Source organism: Vibrio nomapromontoriensis, assembly GCF_050337205.1.
GTDB lineage: Bacteria > Pseudomonadota > Gammaproteobacteria > Enterobacterales > Vibrionaceae > Vibrio > Vibrio nomapromontoriensis.
The window spans coordinates 1-17,713 of sequence record NZ_JAKJSS010000024.1 but is presented as its reverse complement, the minus strand read 5'-3'; the positions used below and the strand labels follow the sequence as shown (position 1 = coordinate 17,713).

16 protein-coding genes are annotated in these 17,713 nt (G+C 43.7%); 12 read left to right on the top strand and 4 right to left on the bottom strand.

Translation table 11 applies throughout. The annotated features are described in order from the left end of the window. Nucleotides 1-74: 74 nt before the first annotated feature. Nucleotides 75-1,088 carry a class 1 fructose-bisphosphatase gene (gene fbp / locus L4D05_RS22990; protein WP_265677661.1) on the bottom strand — a complete coding sequence of 338 codons (1,014 nt, stop codon included), beginning with the start codon at nucleotides 1,086-1,088 and terminating at the stop codon, nucleotides 75-77. 257 nt (nucleotides 1,089-1,345) lie between these two features. Here fbp and mpl point away from each other — a divergent pair, with 257 nt between their 5' ends. The 5 genes from mpl (at nucleotide 1,346) to thiQ (ending at nucleotide 6,863) form a co-directional block, all read left to right on the top strand. Beyond that, on the top strand, nucleotides 1,346-2,695 hold the full coding sequence (gene mpl / locus L4D05_RS22985) for a UDP-N-acetylmuramate:L-alanyl-gamma-D-glutamyl-meso-diaminopimelate ligase (protein ID WP_428795402.1): 1,350 nt from the start codon (nucleotides 1,346-1,348) through the stop codon (nucleotides 2,693-2,695). After that, a complete protein-coding gene (locus L4D05_RS22980; protein WP_428795387.1) occupies nucleotides 2,695-3,315 on the top strand; it encodes a flavin prenyltransferase UbiX in 621 nt (206 codons plus the stop codon). Before mpl ends, L4D05_RS22980 begins: the two co-directional genes overlap by 1 nt. Nucleotides 3,316-3,489: 174 nt before the next feature. Continuing rightward, nucleotides 3,490-4,458, top strand: coding sequence for a thiamine ABC transporter substrate binding subunit (gene thiB / locus L4D05_RS22975; RefSeq protein WP_428795401.1), 969 nt, complete (start codon nucleotides 3,490-3,492; stop codon nucleotides 4,456-4,458). 96 nt (nucleotides 4,459-4,554) lie between these two features. Then, nucleotides 4,555-6,150, top strand: a complete 1,596-nt coding sequence (gene thiP / locus L4D05_RS22970) for a thiamine/thiamine pyrophosphate ABC transporter permease (RefSeq protein ID WP_428795386.1) — start codon at nucleotides 4,555-4,557, stop codon at nucleotides 6,148-6,150. 5 nt (nucleotides 6,151-6,155) lie between these two features. Beyond that, nucleotides 6,156-6,863 carry a thiamine ABC transporter ATP-binding protein gene (gene thiQ / locus L4D05_RS22965; protein ID WP_428795400.1) on the top strand — a complete coding sequence of 236 codons (708 nt, stop codon included), beginning with the start codon at nucleotides 6,156-6,158 and terminating at the stop codon, nucleotides 6,861-6,863. Between the two features lie 78 nt (nucleotides 6,864-6,941). Here the strand turns inward: thiQ and yjgA are convergent, their stop codons facing one another. Beyond that, complete coding sequence (gene yjgA, locus L4D05_RS22960) at nucleotides 6,942-7,502, bottom strand: ribosome biogenesis factor YjgA (protein ID WP_265677656.1); 561 nt, start codon at nucleotides 7,500-7,502, stop codon at nucleotides 6,942-6,944. Nucleotides 7,503-7,620: 118 nt separating this feature from the next. Here yjgA and pmbA point away from each other — a divergent pair, with 118 nt between their 5' ends. Then, complete coding sequence (gene pmbA / locus L4D05_RS22955) at nucleotides 7,621-8,964, top strand: metalloprotease PmbA (RefSeq protein ID WP_428754805.1); 1,344 nt, start codon at nucleotides 7,621-7,623, stop codon at nucleotides 8,962-8,964. 140 nt (nucleotides 8,965-9,104) lie between these two features. Here pmbA and L4D05_RS22950 read toward each other — a convergent pair whose 3' ends face one another. Both L4D05_RS22950 and zur read right to left on the bottom strand, forming a co-directional pair. Beyond that, a complete protein-coding gene (locus L4D05_RS22950; RefSeq protein ID WP_250619358.1) occupies nucleotides 9,105-9,566 on the bottom strand; it encodes a chemotaxis protein CheX in 462 nt (153 codons plus the stop codon). A 12-nt stretch (nucleotides 9,567-9,578) separates the two neighbouring features. After that, on the bottom strand, nucleotides 9,579-10,028 hold the full coding sequence (gene zur / locus L4D05_RS22945) for a zinc uptake transcriptional repressor Zur (protein ID WP_428754783.1): 450 nt from the start codon (nucleotides 10,026-10,028) through the stop codon (nucleotides 9,579-9,581). A gap of 910 nt (nucleotides 10,029-10,938) precedes the next feature. Here zur and dusA point away from each other — a divergent pair. The 6 genes from dusA to L4D05_RS22915 all read left to right on the top strand — a co-directional run bounded on the left by dusA (nucleotide 10,939) and on the right by L4D05_RS22915 (nucleotide 17,088). After that, nucleotides 10,939-11,940 (top strand): tRNA dihydrouridine(20/20a) synthase DusA, encoded by a 1,002-nt coding sequence (dusA, locus tag L4D05_RS22940; protein WP_428795399.1) that lies wholly within the window; start codon nucleotides 10,939-10,941, stop codon nucleotides 11,938-11,940. A gap of 176 nt (nucleotides 11,941-12,116) precedes the next feature. Continuing rightward, the gene (locus L4D05_RS22935; RefSeq protein ID WP_428754782.1) at nucleotides 12,117-12,326 is read left to right on the top strand and encodes an envelope stress response protein PspG; all 210 of its coding nucleotides are present in this window, start codon (nucleotides 12,117-12,119) and stop codon (nucleotides 12,324-12,326) included. 99 nt (nucleotides 12,327-12,425) lie between these two features. After that, the gene (locus L4D05_RS22930; RefSeq protein WP_428754781.1) at nucleotides 12,426-12,656 is read left to right on the top strand and encodes a thymidylate kinase; all 231 of its coding nucleotides are present in this window, start codon (nucleotides 12,426-12,428) and stop codon (nucleotides 12,654-12,656) included. 97 nt (nucleotides 12,657-12,753) lie between these two features. After that, nucleotides 12,754-14,607, top strand: a complete 1,854-nt coding sequence (locus L4D05_RS22925) for an assimilatory sulfite reductase (NADPH) flavoprotein subunit (RefSeq protein ID WP_428795385.1) — start codon at nucleotides 12,754-12,756, stop codon at nucleotides 14,605-14,607. Further along, entirely contained in the window at nucleotides 14,607-16,322 is a 1,716-nt protein-coding gene (gene cysI, locus L4D05_RS22920; protein ID WP_428795384.1) for an assimilatory sulfite reductase (NADPH) hemoprotein subunit, read from the top strand. Before L4D05_RS22925 ends, cysI begins: the two co-directional genes overlap by 1 nt. Beyond that, a complete protein-coding gene (locus L4D05_RS22915; RefSeq protein ID WP_428795383.1) occupies nucleotides 16,315-17,088 on the top strand; it encodes a phosphoadenylyl-sulfate reductase in 774 nt (257 codons plus the stop codon). Before cysI ends, L4D05_RS22915 begins: the two co-directional genes overlap by 8 nt. The last annotated feature ends 625 nt before the right edge of the window (nucleotides 17,089-17,713 follow it).

The window sequence follows — 17,713 nt, the reverse complement described above, 5'->3', positions numbered from 1 at the left end:
GTATATACGCTGAAAATTAAAACAAAAAGTGCCTCACTGAGAGGCACTTCTAAATTGTTTAATTTGTAGAAAAATTATTGCTCTGGGTATTCTTCTAAGAAAGATTCAACTTTTTCTACCATACGTTTTGAGCCTACAAAGAAAGGCACTCGCTGGTGAAGTTCTGTTGGCTTAATATCCATAATACGCTGATTACCATCAGAGGCTGTTCCGCCAGCTTGTTCCATAATGAAGGCCATTGGGTTGCACTCATACAGCAAACGAAGCTTTCCGCTCGGGTGGCTTTGCGTACTCGGGTACAGATAAATACCGCCTTTTAACAGGTTGCGGTGGAAATCTGACACCAAAGAACCGATATAGCGCGAGGTATATGGTCGGTTTTCACTTGGCTCATTTTCTTGGCAGTACTTGATGTATTTTTTCACGCCCATAGGGAAGCGGATGTAGTTACCTTCGTTAATGGAGTAGATCGAACCATCTTCAGGAATCATCATGTTTTCATGGGATAGACAGAAGGTACCGATAGAGGGATCGTAGGTGAAACCGTTGACGCCTTTACCTGTGGTATAAACCAGCATCGTTGAAGAACCATAGACAACATAACCAGCAGCGACTTGTTTATTTCCTGGCTGTAAAAAATCTTCTTGGGTTGGAGGCGTACCAATTGGTGAGACTCGACGGTAGATGGAGAAGATAGTGCCGACAGATACGTTTACATCGATGTTAGAAGAACCATCAAGAGGATCCATTAGCACGACGTATTTTGCGTTCTTATTCAGTTCTTTATTAAAGGCTACAGCTTCATCTTCTTCTTCACTGGCAACACCACAAACTTGGTCACGAGCTTCAAGTGCCGCTTTAAATTTATCATTAGCATAAAGATCCAGCTTTTGCTGTGCTTCACCTTGTACGTTCTCAGTACCTACTGCACCGGTGATATCGACAAGGCCTGCTTTATTAATTTCTCGGTTTACAATTTTTGCGGCAAGTCGAATTGAAGAGATAAGGGATGATAAATCACCACTGGCATGGGGGAAGTCGTTTTGTTTCTCAACAATAAATTCGCCTAGGGTGCGCATTTCAGACATGGTCTTTCCTTTAATCTGCTAACTATTATCTTGGGGGAGAAGTGTGAGTGAACGAGTTGGGGGTATTCATCTACACACATGGAATATTGTAGGGGGCAGAACTTTTTAATGGTAATGAAGTAACCTTACAAATGGGGTGTTTGTATGATGGAAGTCACAAAATGCCGCGTAACTGTTAACTTCCTCGCTTTTATCGCGTGGTTTGGGTATATATAGCGAAAGCAAAAAGAAGCACTGTGAACAATAGAGAACCCAACATGCATATTCATATTCTTGGTATCTGTGGCACCTTTATGGGTGGCGCTGCCGTTCTAGCTCAACAGTTAGGCCATCGAGTCACTGGTAGTGATGCTAACGTTTACCCCCCTATGAGCACACTTCTTGAGTCTCAGGGAATTGAAATTATTGAGGGCTTCGACCCTAGTCAGTTGGATCCTGCGCCAGATTTAGTTGTGATCGGTAATGCAATGAGTCGCGGTAACCCTTGTGTTGAGTATGTATTGAATCGAAATCTCAAATACACCTCGGGTCCTCAATGGTTACAAGAGTTCTTGCTTCACGACCGCTGGGTTATTGCTGTGTCTGGAACTCATGGTAAAACCACCACGTCGAGTATGTTAAGTTGGATTTTAGAGGAGTGTGGCTATCAGCCAGGCTTTTTAGTCGGAGGCGTTCTGGGCAATTTTGGTCAGTCGGCGAGGCTAGGTGAGTCGATGTTTTTTGTTGTCGAGGCTGATGAGTACGACAGCGCCTTCTTTGACAAGCGATCCAAGTTCGTTCATTACCATCCACGAACCCTCATCATGAACAATCTTGAGTTTGACCATGCGGATATCTTTGATGATCTTGAAGCGATAAAACGGCAGTTCCATCACTTGGTACGCACGGTGCCGGGGAATGGTCGAATCTTAGCTCCGGCAGGTGATAGCGCAATTCAAGATGTGCTAGGACGAGGTTGTTGGAGTGAGGTCGAGCATACCGGAGCTTCAGCCGACTGGAATGCGGTGAAACAACATAAAGATGGGTCTCATTTTGATGTTTACTTACATGGCGACAAAGTGGGGGAAGTGAAGTGGGATTTGGTCGGTGACCATAACGTGGATAATGCACTGATGGCTATTGCTGGCGCAAGGCATGTCGGCGTGACGCCTGAGCTTGCCTGTGCTGCATTAACTAAGTTTATTAATACCAAGCGTCGCCTTGAATTCAAAGGCGAAGTGAATCAGATTGAAATTTATGATGATTTTGCACATCACCCCACGGCAATACAGCTCACCCTTGAAGGGTTGAGGAATAAGGTGGGTGAAAAGCGTATTTTAGCGGTATTAGAGCCTCGCTCTGCCACGATGAAGCGTGGTGTTCATAAAGATAAACTTGCCGATTCTCTTCAGCATGCCGATGAGGTGTTTTTACTGCAACCGGATAACATTGACTGGTCTGTCAACGATATCGCCGCTAGCTGTTCTCAGCCGGTAGTAATTAGAAATAGTGTGGATGAGTTAGTCGCAGCGATTCAATCTAAAGCTCAAGCTGGTGACCAAATTCTAGTAATGAGTAACGGTGGGTTTGGTGGTATTCATCAGAAACTATTAGAGAGATTGGCTTAATGAACGCAACCAACAAGGCTATCACGCTCGCGTTTACCGGTGCTTCTGGTGCACCTTATGGAATGAGGTTGCTGGAATGTCTTTTAGCGGCGGATTATACCGTGCACTTATTGATTTCTTCAGCGGCGCGAGTGGTCTTAGCAACAGAGCATGATATCAAATTACCTAGTGGTCCTGATGCAGCTCATAAGCAGCTGGTGGCGCGCCTTAATTGCGAACCAGATAAGCTTGTGGTGTGTGGCAAGGAGGATTGGTTTTCCCCTGTTGCATCGGGCTCTGCAGCGCCTAAGCAAATGATCATTTGCCCATGCTCTGCTGGCAGTGTGGCTGCCATTGCTCACGGTATGTCTGACAACCTTATTGAGCGTGCTGCTGATGTAGTATTGAAAGAGCGTGGGCAGTTGTTGTTGGTCGTGCGTGAAACGCCGTTCTCGACATTGCATTTGGAGAATATGCATAAACTGTCCACCATGGGTGTAACGATTATGCCAGCAGCGCCTGGCTTTTATCATCAACCTAAGAGCATTGATGATTTGGTTGATTTTATTGTCGCGCGAGTACTCGATCACATGGGCATTGAGCAAGCTTTGGTACCGCGTTGGGGCTATGATCAGAGATAAAGGAATAGGGATGGTGAATGTGTGATGCAGCGGTTACAATTCATCATCAATGTTGTTATGAAGATTTTGCTACTGAAACGTTGCTACTGATACTTCGGTGCAAAGACTGTTTGGATGATAAAACAATAACTAAGGATAGAATTAGTGAACTACACCCGTTTATCTAAAGTAGCCATTGCTACTTCCCTTCTGGCGCTCGCACAAGTGGCAAGTGCTTCGAAATTAACGGTTTATACCTATGACTCTTTTGCGTCAGACTGGGGGCCAGGGCCTGCGATTAAAAAAGCGTTCGAAGCTCAATGTGATTGTGAGTTGCAATTGGTGGCTTTGGATGATGGTGTGTCGATCCTGAATCGTTTACGCCTTGAAGGTGCTTTCTCAAAAGCGGATGTGGTGTTAGGTCTTGATAATAATTTAATGAGCGAAGCTAAAGCGTCAGGTCTACTCGCGAACCACAAGGTTGATACCGATAATTTAGTATTGCCCAATGGCTGGAGTGACGACGTGTTTGTCCCCTTCGATTACGGGTACTTTGCGTTTGTGTACAACAAAGACAAAGTAAAAACGCCACCTACCAGTCTTAAAGCGCTGATTGAAGATCGTGATGATCTTAGTGTGATTTACCAAGATCCAAGAACCTCGACGCCTGGGCAAGGTTTACTGTTATGGATGAAGTCTGTGTATGGCGATGACGCCAGTGCCGCGTGGCAGCAGTTAGCGAAAAAAACCGTTACCGTGACAAAAGGATGGTCTGAAGCGTATTCCATGTTTTTAGAAGGCGAGGCCGATTTGGTATTATCGTACACCACATCGCCAGCTTATCACCTAATCGCTGAGCAAGATGCTCGATTCGCTGCCGCTGACTTCGTGGAAGGGCACTATACCCAAGTCGAGGTCGCCGCGAAGGTTGCCAATACCAAAAACGACAAATTAGCCGATGAGTTTATGCAGTTTGTCGTGTCTGATGATTTTCAGTCTCAAATTCCAACAGGCAACTGGATGTATCCCGTTGTGGATCGTGAGCTACCTACAGGGTTTGATGCACTTACTGTACCGAGTAAATCGCTGACCTTTACGCCAGATGAAGTCGCAAAAAACCGTAAAGCTTGGATTCGTGAGTGGCAGTCTGCGCTTATCCAATAGTCTTGGTGATTCAGTGATAGACTAAAGCCAAACTGGTTGAGTTAAACACTTTTATATAGCGGCCTATATTACTGGGCCGCTTTTTTCGAGGTCTATGTGATACGTACACCAAAAACAGGCATTGTCATTGTCATCATCATCGCCAGTTATGTGGTGGCATCGCTTTGGACGTTGTTATCTTATTCATCACTTGCCAATTTCAGTGATTTAATTACGGATAGCTACTATCTTCATGTCGCCAAATTTAGCCTCTATCAAGCCACTCTTTCTACTGGCTTGAGTGTCGGCTTAGCTTTGCCGGTGGCGCATGCGCTGTCACGTCGTCGATTTTTCGGCCGAAACTTTTTGCTTAAAGTGTTTGGAACAACCCTTGTTTTACCTGTGCTAGTAGGCGTGTTTGGTATTCTTGCTGTGTACGGAAATCAGGGGGTCGTCGCTCAGGCCTTAGGGCTATTCAATACCAAACTGCCTTTTTCCATATACGGACTAAATGGCATTTTGATCGCCCATGTGTTTTTTAATTTGCCGTTTGCAACACGCTTGCTATTGATGACGATTGAAAGTGTTCCTAGTGAGCAGCGTAAACTGGCAAAACATCTGGGAATGGGAAGTTGGCATTGCTTTAAGTTTGTTGAGTGGCCAAGGCTTAAGCAGCATTTACCTCATGTTGTAGGACTCGTTTTCATGCTTTGTTTTACCAGTTTCGCGACGGTCATGGCATTGGGAGGAGGGCCGAAAGCGACGACTATTGAGCTGGCTATTTATCAAGCCATTAAGTTCGACTTTGACTTGCAGGTTGGGGCGGTATTAGCGATATGGCAAATGGGCATTTGCTCCGTATTGGTCTTGCTTGTAGGACGCTTTAGTAAAGTATTGGAGGGGGCGAGCACTTTTTGTCATGCCGTGCCGATTCAATCATCAGATACGTGGAATAAGCGGCTTTGGGATGCTTTTTGGATCATCGCAAGTCTATTGCTTGTCATACCGCCTTTATTGATGGTGGTCCTTAGTGGATTGAATCACAAAGCCTATACGGTATTAACGGATGCTATATTTTGGCAGTCGCTATTTTCGTCTTTGCAAGTGGCGATGTTCTCCGCGGTGATTGCTTTGATTGTGGGCGTCTTGATAGTGAGTTCCACGCGAATGTTGCGGCTGAAAGAGCGCTCCCGCCTTGCCGATAAAATTGAATTGGTTGGTACAGTGATACTGGTGACTCCTGCACTAGTACTGAGCACGGCAACATTCTTGATGTTGCGTGGTATGACGGATGTATTTAGTTTAGCCGTGGTGATTGTTGTCATGGTTAACGCGTTAATGGCTCTGCCGTTTGTGATTAAAACGCTCAGCCAGCCCATGCTTCAACTAGCAACCCAGTATCATCTACTTTGGCAGAGTCTTGGTATCTTAGGGGTTGCGCGATTCTTTAGTATGGAGTGGCGAGCGTTAAGAGCGCCATTGCTGCATGCTTTTTCAATGAGTTTTATCCTCTCGTTAGGGGATTTAACCGTGATTGCATTGTTTGGTAGTCAAGATTTTAAAACGCTTCCCTTGTATCTTTATCAACTATTGGGAAGTTATCAAATGCAGGCCGCCGCGGTGGTTTCATTGGTGTTATTTACGATAAGTATTGGGATGTTCTCACTGACCGATCGCCTAGTAGTGAAAAATAGACATCGGGAGTCGCAATAAACATGATGCTGGAATTAAAGCAAACAAGATATCGCTATCATCAAGAATGGTTTGAGTTCACCTTAGGGGTCAAACAAGGTGAAATATTGTCATTAATTGGGCCAAGTGGTGCAGGTAAATCAACATTACTGGCAATGGTGTCTGGCTTTTGTGCCCCGGAATCGGGTGAGATCCTTATCGGAGGGCAGTCAATGTTGTCATTGGAACCTCATCAGCGACCGCTGGCGATGCTATTTCAAGATAATAACCTTTTTGAGCATCTTACCGTTCAAGACAATATTGTTCTTGGTATTCACCCTTCGCTTAAACTGACGCCTGAAGTCCTAAAGAAAGTAAAGGAAGCAGCAAGCAAGGTGGGGCTACAAGACTACTTATCTCGCTTACCTTCAGAGTTATCTGGCGGGCAGAAGCAACGGGTAGCCTTAGCTCGCTGTTTTGTTCAATCTCGGCCATTGTGGCTATTAGATGAACCGTTTTCTGCGCTCGATCCACTGTTGAGGAAAGAGATGCTGTCGGTGGTAAAAAATCTGGCTGAGGACAATGCTATTACGGTTGTCATGGTGACGCATCACTTGAATGACGCAAAGGCAATTGCTCATCGTTTTGCTTATCTTTCTAAGGGGAGTATTTCGATGGTGGGTAACATTGAGGCATTGAACAGTCATCATGACCATGCTGAGTTAGCCAAATTTGTTCTTGCGGCGCAGCATTAAAATCGACGATGTGGCGCGGTGGTAAAAAGAGTGAAGAAAACAGTGAAAGCGAGTTCGCTCCCACTGTTTAAATTGACTCTAGCTGTTTTGGTCTTGTTCTTGTGCTAGCGCTTCTTCTTTTGCTTCTTCTTCCGCTTTTAGCATTTGGAAAATTTCACGAAACGCTTTAGCTGGCTTAGAGGCTGATTTCTCTTTCTTCGCTTGACGAGCAAGTTGGCGCAAGCGTTGGCGGTCGAGATCTGGATACGAGTCTAAGGCTTCTGCAATAGCTGAATCGCCTTCTTCTACAATCTTGTCCCTTAGCTCTTCCAACTTATGCAATGCTGCTGTTTGTTGAGAGTGCTTATTGCGGATTTTATCCAGTGCTGCTTGAATAGGCTCTGGATCAACATTACGCATGACTTTGCCAATGTATTGTAACTGACGACGGCGAGCTTCGTTTTTAAAACGTTGCGCGTCTTTGATTGCATCTCTTAGGTCATCGCTAAGCGGGAATTTTGCCAACACGGAAGGTTTTAACCCTACAAGCTCTTCGCCTAGTTTTTGTAACGCTTCCATGTCGTTTTTCATTTCGGTTCGACTCACCCAAATGATTTCTTCTTCTTCTTCCCACGGTGCTTTCTGATTTTTGCGAGCCATGTTTTCTGCCTATATCACTATCTCGTTACGAATATTGCCTATTTTAGCAAGAAATCTGGGGAGAAAGCGAAAAGCTTGTTATTCTAGGCAAAGATAATTGATAAAAGTTAGATGGATTATGGACGTAAGAGAGCAAGTCGCTCAGCAGCAAGCTGAGCTGGAAGCCGCGGTAGCAAAAGCTTTGGACATGGCATCTGTGAGTGCCGACGCCGCGGAAGTCGCCATTACAAAAAGTACCGGACTAAGCGTCTCAACACGTATGTGCGAAGTTGAAAACGTTGAGTTTAACAGTGATGGTGCTCTTGGCATCACTGTATACCGAGGTCAGCGCAAAGGTAGTGCCTCGACATCAGATTTGAGTGAAAAAGCCATTGCGCAGACCGTTGCCGCAGCGCTGGATATTGCACAATATACGTCAGAAGATCCGTTTGCAGGACCTGCACCGAAAGAGTTGATGGTCTCCAACATTCCAGACCTTGATCTTTTCCATCCTGATGAACCGAATCCTGATGTTGCAGCACAGCGAGCCATTGAAGCAGAAAAAGCGGCATTATCTTACAGTGATAAGATTAAGCAAAGCGACGGCGCGAGTTATGACAGTCATTACGGTGTTAAAGTCTATGGTAATAGTCACGGTTTGCTTGCTGGCTATGCGTCTAGCCGCCACAGTATCAGCTGTAGTGTTATCGGTCAGGGTAAAAATGGTGATATGGAGCGTGATTATAGCTACACGCTTGCCCGTCACATCGATGACCTCTGGTCCCCTGAACGAGTTGGTAAAGAAGCGGCATCCAAAACCATTCAAAGATTAGACCCTCAGAAAATAAAAACGGGTAAGTACCCTGTATTGTTTGCCAATGATGTGGCAACGGGATTGATGGGCCACCTCGTCATGGCGATTAGTGGTGGAAATCTCTACCGAAAATCCTCATTTTTACTTGATAAACTGGGTGAAACTATTCTGCCAGAGTGGTTTCAAGTCGAAGAAAAGCCACATGTACTTCGCGGTTTAGCATCTAGCCCATTTGATAGTGAAGGGGTGTTTACTCAAGACCTAGAAATTATTAAAGATGGGAAACTGGCGACGTATTTATTAACCAGTTATGCGGCGCGCAAAATGAATATGACGCCAACCGGTCATGCTGGTGGTATTCATAACTGGTACGTAAAAAATACCGGGCAAAACTTTGATGCCATGCTTAAAACCCTCGGCACTGGTTTGCTAGTAACTGAAGTCATGGGGCAGGGAGTCAATACCGTCACGGGTGATTATTCACGCGGAGCCGCTGGATTCTGGGTTGAAAATGGCGAGATCCAATACCCGGTATCTGAAATTACCGTTGCTTCTAATTTGGAAACGATGTTTAAAAATATCGTTGCTGTTGGTAGTGACGTTGAAACTCGCTCGCAGATTCAAACTGGTTCAATCTTGATTGAGTCAATGAAAGTCGCGGGAGATTAAGCGGATAATCGCTTACACGGTTAACGAGCTTAACAACGAGAAATGCCAGTCACATCTAAGGACTGGCATTTTTTATGAGTGAGCAACATCGAGGTGTGTTCGACAAGCTTCTTCGAAAAATGGCTCTTCGAAATTAATCGTTATTCGAAACAAATTTCAATAAATGCGTTACCCCATTCTGAGGTAAATGGCATGATGATGATGGCTCCATCACACTTGTGTCGAATGGTATGCCCCTTTCCCGAAACGACCACAGGGGTCGCCATGTCAAAATCGAAGCCTTTCTCTGCTAGGATACGCTTTGCACCACCAGTGACCATGTTGGTGATTTCACCGACCATATCGGTCACTTCTTCATTTAAGCCATGAGGGCGCTCACCCAACATTTTTTGCATGATCTCCAGTGCCAACCCTTCTTCAAAGGTAATTGACATTGAGCCGCGAGATTGCGTTCCTACCATTCCAATAAGACCGGACACGTCTCCACGTGCAACCTCATCTTTTTTAATTCTGGGTTTTAATGGCTTTATCTCCATTGAAGCCATTGTTTTTAGCACATTCATGAGTGAGGCTAAAAACGGGTTTACAAATTCAGCGCGCATAACTTCTTCTATCTAAGTGTGATCTTCCAATGACGAACACGTCTGACAAGTACCATGAGATTCTATAACGTGGTTGGAATATTGAAAGCCATATTTATCAACGTTGCTATTCAACAAGGCTATCAGATTATCATCTTGTAGTTCAACGACATTGCCGCATTTGTCACAAATCAGAAGATGAGAAAAATGCTTATGTTCGCCAAATGAACAGCATGAGACAAAGCTGTTTGTCGATTCAACGCGATGGATAAACCCTTGCTCCAATAAAAAATCAAGAGCGCGATATACGGTTGGCGGTTTGGCTTTAGGTTCACTGGCCTTTAATTGCTCCAGTAGTTCATAAGCACTTGATGCCTTTTTATTTTCACAAATTAGAACAAAGACACTGCGACGTTGTGGCGTTAAGCGAACACCACGAGCAGCACAAATATCTTCGACTTGTTGGATTAACTGTTGATTCACATGACCACCTACCTAAGCGATATCCCTACATCTTATACTATTTCCCTACGCAGATCGTTATTGTCGTGTGGGGAACGGCAGATAGATTCATGGATTGCGATGCTTCTGTCACATAGATTACTGGTCAACTTCGAGGTGAGATCAAAAGTCATACTCTTAGTCGGCTAATACTGAAAAGATATTTAACGATGTATGTACAGCTCTATAAGTAAAAGGATCATCATAGGCCAAATACTCCTATTACTAAGTGTATAGGCTGTTTTCTTTGAGGTTAATTCTTGGGTTTTGTGTTTTTATTTATATTTTTCATGATGTTATGTTTTACTGTTGGGCTTGGGAGTGCAGGCTGGTTTTATTGAGTAGTGGTGAGCGAAGAGTCGTTGTACAGGTTGGGGAGTAAAAAGAACATGGTAACCCTTCCTTGTATTAGGCAAGGAAGGGTTAGATATAAAGAGGGGGGATGAAGTTATCACCACAAAGGTAAATCAGCTTGAAAGAGAAAAAGACAACCCAGGTTTAGAGTAGTGCTATGGCTGGGTCTTAATTACCAGCTATTAAACATGTCGATGACATAGCGTTTGGTACACGCAGTACTATTCTGTAAATCAGTAAAATCCTTACTAGTCATAAATTTATCAAGGGGTAGTGTCTAGGTGGAGGGTTTCAAGCGGGTTGACATCAGCTCTTTCTTTTTGAAAGTTCTTAATTCTCTGTGTATTATTGCCTGCTTTTTCTTCACGATGATGGTTGCCTTGTAGCGGAATTCCCCGTTTTGTCGCGACCGTTTTTTCATTGATAGAGAAAGCATTCCGTTGTCCTCCTATCTTACGGGGACTATGGGACTAATTTAGGCAAAGTACCCATGATATTCAAAGCGGATTTGAGTGGTTAAAACTTAGGTAAAACAATGATGAAGCCAGACAACACAAGCGATTTCCATTCAAGCCGTCTTTCAATTGCACCCATGCTCGATTGGACGGATAGGCATTGTCGTTATTTCCATCGTTTGCTTTCTTCGCAAGCCTTGCTGTATACCGAGATGATCACAACAGGTGCCATTATCCATGGTAAAGGGGATTTCTTAACTTACAGCGAAGAAGAGCATCCAGTCGCGTTGCAGTTAGGTGGCTCAAATCCAATCGACTTAGCGACTTGTGCCAAGCTTGCCCAAGAGCGTGGTTATGATGAAATTAACCTCAATGTTGGTTGTCCGTCGGATAGGGTACAGAACGGCCGTTTTGGTGCTTGCCTTATGGGAGAGCCTGAACTGGTTGCGGAATGTATTGCTGCAATGAAAGCGGTTGTGTCGATTCCTGTTACGGTAAAGACACGTATTGGCATTGACGATCAGGATTCTTATGAGTTTCTGACGCGCTTTGTTTCTATCGTTTCAGAGCAAGGTGGTTGTCAAGACTTTACTATTCACGCTCGTAAGGCATGGTTGAGTGGTTTGAGCCCAAAAGAGAACCGAGAGATCCCACCGCTCGATTATCCTCGAGCTTACCAGATTAAGAAAGACTTCCCACATTTACAGATCGGTGTGAATGGCGGCGTTAAAACACTGGACGAATCTTTGGAGCATTTGGCACACCTTGATGGAGTGATGATTGGTAGAGAAGCGTATCAAAACCCTTATCTACTTGCGGAAGTAGATCAAAAGGTTTTTGGTTTAGACAAGCCTGTGAAAAAGCGCAGTCAGGTTGTAGAAGATATGTACCCTTACATCGAGAAGCAGCTTGCTAATGGCTCTAATCTAGGCCATATCAGCCGACATATGATTGGTTTATTCCAAGCAATGCCAGGTGGCAGACAGTGGCGTCGTTATATTAGTGAAAATGCCCATAAAAAAGGTGCAGGTGTGGAAGTGATTCAAACAGCACTGACTAAAATTCCAAAAGAACTCGACGTTTAAATTTACCAATATGGTGGTAGAAAATACCAACTCCAGCTGGCCTTGACGCTAGTTGGAGTTTTTTTGTTTTGTAAGTTCAACTAAATCAGGCGCTTAAAAAGTTGGAACGATTTGTGCAGTTAGTTTGTACAATAGTTTGTGTGTTTCGTTGTTTAGTTGGAGCCTGAGGAGGCGATATGTTTGAGCTGATTTTTCTTATGGTATTTTTTGGAATGTTAGTCATGACTGGTGTTACCTTTGTGACGGTCACGTTAGCCATTGTAGCTTCTTTTGCTGTTATGTTTGTGCTGGGGATGATGGGAGTGGTTATTCAGTTGCTTCCTTGGATTGTTGCTTTTGTCATTGCTTTATGGGTTTATCATCGCTTTGTTGCACGTGAAGGTTAACATGTTCGCAACAACTAAACAGGCGAATGTGCCGCTACTTGCTATAGTTATACTAATCAACCTACGTAGATAGGCGAGCGGTATACTTAGGGAGTAATTATGACCATAACTGAATTGAAGCATCTTTATCATCAGGACTTGTTAGCCGAAGCGATTATCGAGCCTTCCGAGCTTGATGGTGGGTGGGTAGTGGAATTTCGCCACAAACAGGGTGGCTTCCTTATGTTAACCGACATTCATGGAGCTGAGTGTCAGTACCTTGATCTTGATAAAGCCTCAAAATCGGCTCTCGCTGTAGGCTTTTCTCAGGTACGTATTGAAGCTAAGTAACCCGCCTTAAAACTATTCCTTTCTTCCAAAAAGTTATAAAACATTCATATCTATTCTTTCTTGTTATTAAAATGGTTGGTTAATCTATCGTCACGCAATGATTAGGGATGTCGTGACTATGTCATCAAATGGAAATACACAACAACAATTACCGGGTTTAGCTGCTCCTATTAATGATCAGCAGTTATCTCAACTACAGCAAGCATCAACCGCTTTATCTTCTAACCAATTAGCCTGGGTAAGTGGGTACTTTTGGGGATTAAGCCAATCTCAAAACTCAGCACAATTGACCCCTGTCGCCAGTGCCGTGACTTCTGCCGTTGCTGCTGCCCCCGCGGGTAAGCTGACTATTATTTATGCCTCTCAAACTGGTAATGCTAAAGGTGTGGCGGAAGCGCTTGAGCAAGAAGCTTCTGCTCACGGTATTTCCGCACAGTTGTTCGATGCAAGTGACTATAAAGGCAAAAACTTAGCGAAAGAAACCCACGTTATTTTTGTTGCGTCGACGAATGGTGAAGGCGAAGCACCAGACAATGCGATTGAATTACATGAGTTTCTGCAGTCTAAAAAAGTCCCTAAACTCACCAATCTAAAATTTGGTGTGATTGGTCTTGGTGACTCAAGCTACGAGTTTTTCTGTCAAACAGGTAAGGATTTTGATGCATTTTTAACGAAACAAGGCGCAACTCCATTCATCGAAAGGTTGGACTGTGATGTTGACTACGACGTTTCAGCAGCAGAATGGCGCCTTAAAGCGCTCGAAGTGATCAAAGATGACTTATCGTCTCAACCTGCGGATGTTGTGACGTTACCTGTCGCAACGGCAGGTGCTGCGTCGTCGTATACCAAGCAGAACCCTTATACAGCGACACTGTTAACAAGCCAAAAAATAACCGGGCGTGATTCAGGTAAAGATGTTCGTCATATTGAAATTGATTTAGAAGACTCTGGGCTGACCTACCAAGCGGGGGATGCACTGGGTGTTTGGTTTGAAAACAGTAGCGAGCTGGTGGATACGATTCTTGCACAGACTAATCTATCTGGCATTGAAAGTGTCGATGTTGATGGTGAAAGTGTCTCATTGCGTACAGCGTTAATTAAGAACTACGAAGTGACAGCGTCAAATCCGCAGCTTATTACCAAATATGCCGAGTTATCAGGCAGTAAAAAATTGCTGAAATTAGTCGAGAATAAAGATCAGTTAAGAGAGTATTCAGCTGAAACTCAAGTGATTGATGTACTCAAAGAGAAGAAAACCAAACTCGATGCCACATCGCTTCTGTCTATACTGCGTCGTCTAACACCACGTTTATACTCGATCGCGTCAAGCCAATTAGAAGTGGATGAAGAAGTTCACCTGACGGTGGCGTTAGTGGAGTATGACAAAGGAGAAGAAACTCGATACGGAGGGGCTTCTTACCACTTAGCTAAAGGGCTAGAGGAAGGTGGTGAGGTTAAAGTGTTTGTTGAACATAACAAGCAATTTAAACTTCCAGACGACAATGATACTCCCATTATTATGGTGGGGCCTGGGACCGGTATCGCACCTTTCCGAAGCTTTATTCAAGAGCGTGAAAATAAAGACGCGAAAGGTAAGAACTGGTTGTTCTTTGGTGACAGGACCTTTACTCAAGATTTCTTATATCAAGTAGAGTGGCAAAAGTACCTTAAGTCTGGCGTATTGGATCGTTTAGATGTTGCGTTTAGTCGTGATCAGCATGAGAAAGTTTATGTGCAACATCGCCTTCTGGAGCAAGGTGAACGAGTTTGGCAATGGCTGCAGGAAGGTGCGCATATCTATGTATGTGGAGATGCGACCCATATGGCAAAAGATGTGAATACGGCCTTGGTTGAAATTGCAAAGCTATATGGCGGCAAAAATTTAGCTGAAGCTGAGGAATATATAAACGAGTTAAGAAAAGCAAAACGTTATCAAAAGGATGTGTACTAATGAGCAAACAAGAAGTCTTAGGCCAAGTGTTGGGCCCATTAGCTGATAACGAGCGCTTGAAGCGAGAGAGTAATCACCTACGAGGCACGATTGAATCGGATTTAACCGATCAAATCACTGGTGGGTTTACAGCTGATAACTTCCAACTAATTCGTTTTCACGGTATGTATCAGCAAGATGACCGTGATATTCGAAATGAACGCACCAAGCAAAAGTTAGAACCTCTACACAACGTAATGTTACGAGCGCGTATGCCTGGCGGGATCATTTCTCCTAAACAATGGTTAGCTATCGACAAGTTTGCTTTAGACCATAGTCTCTACGGCAGTATTCGTTTAACGACTCGTCAAACGTTTCAGTTTCATGGCGTATTGAAGCCTAATATTAAACTGATGCATCAGACGTTGAATAGTATTGGTATTGATTCCATTGCTACGGCTGGCGATGTTAACCGAAATGTGTTGTGTACGACTAACCCGGTTGAATCTGAGCTTCATCAAGAAGCTTATGAGTGGGCAAAAAAAATCAGCGAACATTTATTGCCTAAGACTCGTGCATACGCAGAAATTTGGTTAGATGGTGAAAAGGTCGAAACCACTGAAGAAGAACCCATTCTTGGTAGTAACTATTTACCAAGGAAATTCAAAACAACCGTTGTTATCCCTCCTCAAAATGATGTGGACGTCCACGCAAATGACCTGAACTTTGTCGCCATCGCAGATGCTGGCAAGCTTATTGGCTTTAATGTTCTCGTCGGTGGTGGTTTGGCAATGACGCATGGTGACCTGTCGACATACCCACGACGTGCTGATGACTTTGGTTTTGTCCCACTGGCACATACTTTAGATGTCGCAGCTGCGGTGGTAACGACTCAACGTGATTGGGGCAATCGTTCTAACCGTAAAAATGCGAAAACCAAATATACGTTAGATCGCGTAGGGATAGACGTATTTAAAGCTGAAGTGGAAAAGCGAGCAGGTATCGCTTTCTCTAAAAGTCGACCATATGAATTTACAGAACGTGGTGATCGTATTGGATGGGTTGAAGGAATAGACGGTAAACACCACTTAGCTTTATTCATAGAGAATGGTCGCTTACTTGATTACCCTGGAAAACCTTTAAAGACAGGCGTCGCTGAAATAGCCAAGATTCATAAGGGTGATTTCAGAATGACCGCAAATCAGAATCTGATAGTGGCAGGGGTAAGTAAAACGCAGAAAACCAAGATTGAAAAGATAGCGCGCGCGCATGGCTTGATGGATGATCTAGTGAGCGAGCAGCGTAAAGATTCAATGGCATGTGTGGCATTCCCAACCTGTCCTTTAGCAATGGCGGAAGCAGAGCGTTTTCTTCCATCATTTGTTACTGAGGTTGAAGACCTGTTAGCGAAACATCAAATACCTAAAGAAGAGAGCATTATCTTACGTATTACTGGCTGCCCTAATGGATGTGGACGAGCGATGTTGGCTGAAGTTGGTTTAGTGGGTAAAGCACCTGGTCGCTATAATCTTCATCTCGGTGGTAATAAAGCAGGAACCCGTGTGCCTAAGATGTATAAAGAGAACATTACTGATAAGCAAATCTTGCAGGAGCTGGATAGTTTGATTGGAGAGTGGGCTCAAAAACGTACCAACAAAGAAGCATTTGGTGACTTTGTAATAAGAACTGGCGTGATCGAGGAAGTCAAAGTATCAAAGAGGGATTTCTATGCTTAAATTTGAAGAGGGCTATAAACTAGAAACATTATTGTCTTTGACCAAGACCGAGCAAATCCTCAAGTTGGCCGAACTAAACGGACATTTAGAGTCGTTAAGTGCAGAGCAACGTATCGCCTGGGCATTCGAAAACTTACCTGGACAGCATGTTCTTAGTTCTAGCTTTGGTATGCAAGCAGCGGTGATGCTTCACTTAGTAAGCCAGGTTAGAGATGATGTACCAGTGATACTCACCGATACAGGGTACTTGTTTCCTGAGACATACCAATTTATTGATCAACTTACTCAGCAACTAGACCTGAATGTACACATATATAGTGCAAAACTGAGCCCTAACTGGCAAGAAGCAAGATACGGTAAGTTGTGGGAGCAGGGTATAGAGGGGATTAAGCAGTATAACCTCATTAATAAAGTGGAACCGATGAAGCGTGCGCTTGAAGAGCTCAAGGTTACAACTTGGTTCTCCGGTTTAAGAAGAGAGCAAGCAGAGAGTCGTTCGAGTTTACCCGTGTTAGCTATTCAAAATGGACGCTTTAAATTTCTTCCCATTATTGATTGGTCCAACCAAAATATAGAAGATTATCTTCATTCGCATGAGCTGAGTTACCACCCTCTTAAAGAAGAAGGCTATTTATCTATCGGTGATACGCACACAACTCAAAAGTGGGTGCCTGGCATGAAAGAAGAAGAGACGCGGTTTAATGGTCTAAAGCGAGAATGTGGACTACATGAAGAAGATGATGAGCAAGATGGCTCTGGAATCTAACTATTAAGATGTAAAAAAGAGGGCGAAAGCCCTCTTTTTTTAATAACTCTGTGGATAACCTGTATTTGAGTTGAGGGTAAATTGGGATAAATAAGCCTTTGGGATGATTTTTAATAAATAACCGCTATTTTTGCAATTTATTCAAAAAAACGCTTGCCAATGTGATGCTGATCTCTATAATGCGTCCTCACTGACACGGCAGAGCCCACAAGGGTTCACGGCAATGTTCAGTAAGGCTTCTAGCCAAAAGAGATTTCAGGATTTGTTTTTGAAATAAGTAAAAAATAAATCAATAAAGTGTTTGACACGAAAGAATATCCCGCTAGAATGGCCGCCTCTTCAAACGGAAAGCAAATTGCTTAACCAAGTGAAGAGATGTTCTTTAAAAATTTAGACCTATATCAATCTGTGTGGACACTTGTTGATGATAATCATTATGTTTGCTTCTGCTGCAAAGTAGAAACGAACCACTTCTTCGGAAGTAAAATGGTTTTCAATGAACACGTGACCTAAGGGTAGTAAGCTCGCTTACTGTCACACAGTCAAAATTCATTATCGTTCTGTTGGAACGATAATAGCTTTAAAATTACTTCTTACTTTTTAAGTAAGGGACAGTTTTGAAGTC